This window comes from Micromonospora sp. KC213, assembly GCF_004348325.1.
In the GTDB taxonomy this organism is placed as follows: Bacteria; Actinomycetota; Actinomycetes; order Mycobacteriales; family Micromonosporaceae; genus Micromonospora.
Genome location: NZ_SMKF01000278.1, coordinates 1 through 4761, shown reverse-complemented (window position 1 = coordinate 4761; position 4761 = coordinate 1). Strand labels below are relative to the sequence as shown.

The following is a 4761-nucleotide window of genomic DNA, read 5'->3' as shown; positions in this document are numbered from 1 at the left end:
GGGCGGGGGTGGTCACGGGCGGGGTGTTCGGCTCGTCGGGCACGGGTTCGACCTCCTGGGTCGGTAGGGGAGTGCGCGGGGCCTGCCCGCGCGGGGCCTAGCTGTCGCACTGATCGTTCAGCGCAGCGTGGCTAGGGGTGAGGCAGGACCAGAGAGCGTCAGGCGCTCTCAGGCCGTCTGAGCGCCCTCACGGGTCGCTCGCTGGCGCGCTTCGTAGGCACGGCGGAAGGCGTTGATCGCGGCACGGCCGGACCTGCCGGTAGTCGCGTCCTTCCACAGGGATTCGTACTCGCGCGCCTGACCGGGCCACGGGTCCGCGCGCCGGTAGACCGGGGCGGGCACGCAACCGCAGCCGTCGTGATAGGGGTCGTCTTCATCGCCGACCGCCGCTAGCTCGGACTCGTAGACCGGGCCCCTGCTGGCGAGCATCGCGCAGAAGTAGCACGGGTCGCCGTCCGTGAGCCGGGCGAAGCCGAGGGCCAGCCGGTCGCGGCGCGTGGTGTCCCGGATCGTCGCCCGGCCGCCGTCGGTGACGTGCCGGATTGCTGCGCGAGCGGTCGCCACGCGGCCCCCGGCCGCCGCCTGGGCGGGGGAGGCACCCTGCGCGGTCAACCGCTTCACGCGGACCGGGCCGGTCACGAGGAGCGACGTCGAGAGCAGGGCCGGCGGAAGCTGACCCGCGTACGCGATCGCCGGTACCTCGCCGAGGACCCTCGACGCTTCGCGGTGAGCGATGTAGAAGGCCCCGGCCAGAACGGCCGCCGACTGGCGAGCCGCTTCGATGATCTGCGCGACGACCTCGGCGTATAGCGGGAAGGTCCGTTCGAGGTCGAGCGGGTTCAGCAGCGTTTCGTACGCCACGGTCACCTGTGCGGCGGCCTCGCCTGATAGCTGCGACTGAAGCCGCCGATACTCGTCCGCGACCTGATCAGCCGTCGGTGCCATCGGCGGCCCCCGCGTCGGCACGTGGCGATGAGACCGCCGCGGGCTCGGCCCGGCGGGCCAACGACGCGGCGAGCTTCGTCAGGCCGTCGGACGACTTCGCCATCTCGCGCCACCGCTCGATATCGTCCTGCGTCACGCCCGGAATCCGCTCCCAGGCGGCCTCGGCCGGGACGGCCAGCATTTGAACCATCTTCCCGAGGGCGTCGACAGCGGCGGCCATGCTGCGGGCCTCGGTGTCGCGCCAGCGGACCTGAGCGGTCATGTCCTGCGCGGCGGTCCGGTCGCCGGCCGCGAGCGCGGCTAGGCGTAGGGTCTGCTCCCAGCTCTCACCGAAGACGGTTTCGTACTCACCGATCTTCCGCTGCGTAGACGCCTCGGCGGCGGCCAGCGCGTCGGCCGAGAGGTTGACGAGGTCGCCGAGGAGGACGTGAGGGCTTAGCTGGGCGATCGCGGCCAGCGTCCGGACGCCGGACCCGTACGTTTCGAGGTGCCCGCGGGTGTCGGTCTGGTCGAACGAACCGAACTTCGCATCCGGCGAGTCCGTGACCCACAGACGGTCGACGGCAGCCTGAAACGGTTCGACCGGCTGCCCGAATAGCGGGTTTTCGGGGTCGTCGACCGTCGGAATCGCGAGGCCAGTCGCCCACCGCTGGCGGAAACTGGCGAATTGCAACGCGATCAGCAGCGAAAAGACAGCCTCGTTGATCCGATCCTGAAGGACGATCAGCGGCGCGATAATCCCTCGGTTGTCGCCGTCGAGGCGGTCGCGGAAGCGCGCCAGCGGGGTCACGCCAAGGCCATGTGCGTTTGTGCGGATGACCCGCAGCGCCCCGCCGTCCTTCGGCTGCGCAAGCTCGTATACGTTCGTTTTGTCGTACGTCTCGTATAGCCGGTCACCGTCGACCGAGAGGCCCTTCACGTACAGGCCGTCAACCGGCCACTCGTCGCCGTCGTCCTCGTATCGCGCCCAGGTCGACAGCGCGGGGAGGGGTCGAATACTCGGGGCGGGCTTACCCTTCAGGACACGCACGTACGCCGCGCCGTAGTCCAGCGCGCCGCGATGAGCGATGGTCTGTCGGGCGTCAAGGCGGTTTGCCTGCCAGTATTCCCAGGGTTTCGCGTTGTCGGCCGCCCGCTTCGCGCGGTAGCCGTCCACGAAGAGGCCCTTCACGTACGTTTCGGAAATCAGCGGGAGCCAGTTCGTAATGGACTTCTGCGCAAGCGACACGTACTCGCTTCGGGCACCGCGCGGCATGTACGGCAAGTCGTGCTCGCCCCGCAGATACCGCGCGACCTGCCCGGCCCCCTTCGCAGGGTCGCCGGTCGCGGCCTTGTGTTCGTTGATCAGTTCTTCGGCGTGGCCGACGACCGCGCCGTCTGTGGTAGGCACGGACGGGGCTCCTTCAGGGGCGTTTAAACGGGCGGCTAGAAGCCGTACAGGCGGCCGGTCGGCTTGCGTCGCCTCGCGAGCGCGCCGTCCGCGATCACGCGGGACCGCGCCATGACCGCGAGGAGGAGAGCGGCGAGTGCATCGACTTTCTTCGGGCTCTCGCGCGTTTCCTTGCCGAAGCTGACGCCCCACCTGTTCGGCCGGCGGCGGGCGTTCAGGACGTGTCGCCGAAGACGCGGCTCGCCGTCGTGAGGGACCTCGCCGTCGATGAAGGCCCGATGAAGGGCCTCGACCGCGCGGACCGTGTCGCCCTGGTGGGCGCGCATGTCCCAGGCGATCGTGTGACGGGTCGTGGCCTTCACTAGGAGGCGTTCCCCGTGCAGCTCGCGCCAGCGGTCGACGTCGGTCTCCCAGTAGGCGACGTCCGAGAAGAACGCGACGACGTCGAGAGTCGCGAAGGCGTGGTCGACGACGCCGCGGACGTCGTCCTGATTGACCTCCCAGCCGTTCCCGCTCGGGCCCTCGGGCTTCTCCCAGAGGCCGAGAAGGAAGGCCGCGCCGTCCGACATGCGCACCGCGACCAGCGCGGTCGAGTCATCCGTCCGGCCGCCGTCGAAGCCGAGGGTTACCGTGTCGGCCTCGCGCCACTTCCCCGGCTCGCTGCGCTTCAGCGGGGCCAGATCGTCGCGGGCGTTCGCGTCGTATTCGTGTGGGGCGAGCCAGCTATCCGCGGCGGCGACGATCTGATTCAAATAAAATCGTCGCGCCTCCTCGGGCGGCGTCGCCGGGTCGTAAACCTCCTCGGCGATCCGTTCGAGGTCGACCCACAGGGAATCTCCGTACGCCATCGCGAGGCCGTCCATGAGGGCGTCGCGGTCGCTCAGATCGATGTGCCCGGGGGCCTCGCGGGAGTCGTACAGGATGCCGGTCGCGCGAGTGCGCTTTTCCTTCATCGCCAGGTACGCGAGATAGGAAATCTCGGCGACGCTGTCTTGCCCCGGGCCGTGCGCGTTCGTCGTCTCGATCGCGCGGGCCATACCGTCGCGAGACTTCGCCAGGTTGCGCCGGATCACGCGGGCGAGGGCGTAACCGCCGTTCGACTCCGTCCAGTGGTGCGTCTCGTCCATGATCGCGAAGGACGGGCGTGCGCCTTCCTGGGTCGAACTGGACGCGGTAACCGGCATGATCTTGCCGCCAGCGGGTGTAAAGATCCGCGTCTTACCGATGTCCAGCCCGGCGGCCTCGACCAGGGGCGACTGCTCGACCATGGCGCGGATAGCGGCCATGGTGTTTTCGGTCTGTGTCTCGCTGACGCCCGCGATCACGATCCACGGGGCGGGGTGGGCCTTACCGACGGCCTCACCGTCCGGGCCCCAGCGGGCGAACCGGACCGGGCCGCACAGCTCAGCCAGCGCCAGCGCGCCCAGGAAGGGGCTCTTTCCCCACCCCTTTGCGCGGCGCAGCACGGCGCGGCGGTAGACGAAGCGGCCCCGATCGTCGACCGCGTAGAACCAAAGGACGAAGTTCAGTTGCTCGCGCGTCAGCCGGTACGGCTCGCCCGCGTCGTCGCCGTCGGGCTGCAAAAGCCAGCCCTCGACCCAGTCGATGACGCCCCACCCGAGGGTCTTCACGCTCCCGTCGAGCGGGAACGCCTCGATCGTCGTCAGGGCGTGCGCGGCGATGGCCTTCCGGGCCTCGATCGCGGCGAGGCGGGTCAGCTCTTCTAGTTCAGCGGCGCGGGCGTCCTCGGCGGTCACGCGAGCCGATCGCGCAGCGCGGCGCGACGGTCGATCGGGATTACGCCGGCTGGCAAGTCGTCGCCGTCGGTCTCGGCGTCGTCCTCGATCCGCATACGGGCGCGCATCCGGTCGACGACGGTCGCGCCTAGGCGCTCTTCGTTCATCCGGATCTCGGACAGCGCGGCGGCTGAGGGACGGCGGAAGTAGGACTCTACGATGGGGGCCAATAGGGCCAAGCGACGCCAGTCGGTCAACTCGAACACTGCGGCCTGTGGGGAGCGCCGCCAGTCGTCGAACCACGCGAGTACGTCGGCGCTGAAGGTTCGCGAGGGCATCAGCGCGGCCAGCTCGGGGCCCCGGATCTCACCGTCGCGGGGAAGGACGGTCTCGCCATGCGCCGGGGCGTTGCGGCGGCGGCGCGTGGCGTCGCTCTTCGGTGCGTGCATCGTGCCTCGGGACATGGTGGGACCTCCTTTCGAGCGGGTAGGGAAGCGCGGCCGACCGGATTCGGACCGGCGTTACCGTGTCGGGGCCTCTTGCCTTTCGGCCGGACTCGAACCGTTCGCACACGGCGTCTTAGGCCGCTGGACTACGGCCGCGATGGGGATAACAGAGCGTGATTCGTGACCCTCCGTTGCGACCTCTATGCCCGTACAGACAGGGAGGCGCTATGCCGCTTCGGTGAGG

The 4761-nt window shown here is 69.6% G+C and carries 4 protein-coding genes and 1 tRNA gene; all 5 read right to left on the bottom strand.

Translation table 11 applies throughout. The features are described from left to right. Window positions 1-168: 168 nt before the first annotated feature. A complete protein-coding gene (locus E1166_RS29525; RefSeq protein WP_132343113.1) occupies window positions 169-945 on the bottom strand; it encodes a hypothetical protein in 777 nt (258 codons plus the stop codon). Then, the gene (locus E1166_RS29520) at window positions 929-2335 is read right to left on the bottom strand and encodes a phage portal protein (protein ID WP_132343112.1); all 1407 of its coding nucleotides are present in this window, start codon (window positions 2333-2335) and stop codon (window positions 929-931) included. The genes E1166_RS29525 and E1166_RS29520 overlap by 17 nt, the downstream gene beginning before the upstream one ends. Before the next feature lie 35 nt (window positions 2336-2370). Next, the gene (locus E1166_RS29515) at window positions 2371-4092 is read right to left on the bottom strand and encodes a terminase (RefSeq protein ID WP_207914646.1); all 1722 of its coding nucleotides are present in this window, start codon (window positions 4090-4092) and stop codon (window positions 2371-2373) included. Beyond that, window positions 4089-4535: a hypothetical protein gene (locus tag E1166_RS29510; RefSeq protein ID WP_132343111.1), complete on the bottom strand. Its 447-nt coding sequence runs from the start codon at window positions 4533-4535 to the stop codon at window positions 4089-4091. The genes E1166_RS29515 and E1166_RS29510 overlap by 4 nt, the downstream gene beginning before the upstream one ends. Before the next feature lie 31 nt (window positions 4536-4566). Continuing rightward, a tRNA-OTHER gene (locus tag E1166_RS31300) sits at window positions 4567-4673 on the bottom strand. Window positions 4674-4761 lie beyond the last annotated feature (88 nt).

Bases quoted from the DNA above. Each gene is read 5' to 3' on its own strand.
- E1166_RS29510 (WP_132343111.1), bottom strand. From the start codon at position 4,535: ATGTCCCGAGGCACGATGCACGCACCGAAGAGCGACGCCACGCGCCGC.
- E1166_RS29525 (WP_132343113.1), bottom strand. From the start codon at position 945: ATGGCACCGACGGCTGATCAGGTCGCGGACGAGTATCGGCGGCTTCAG.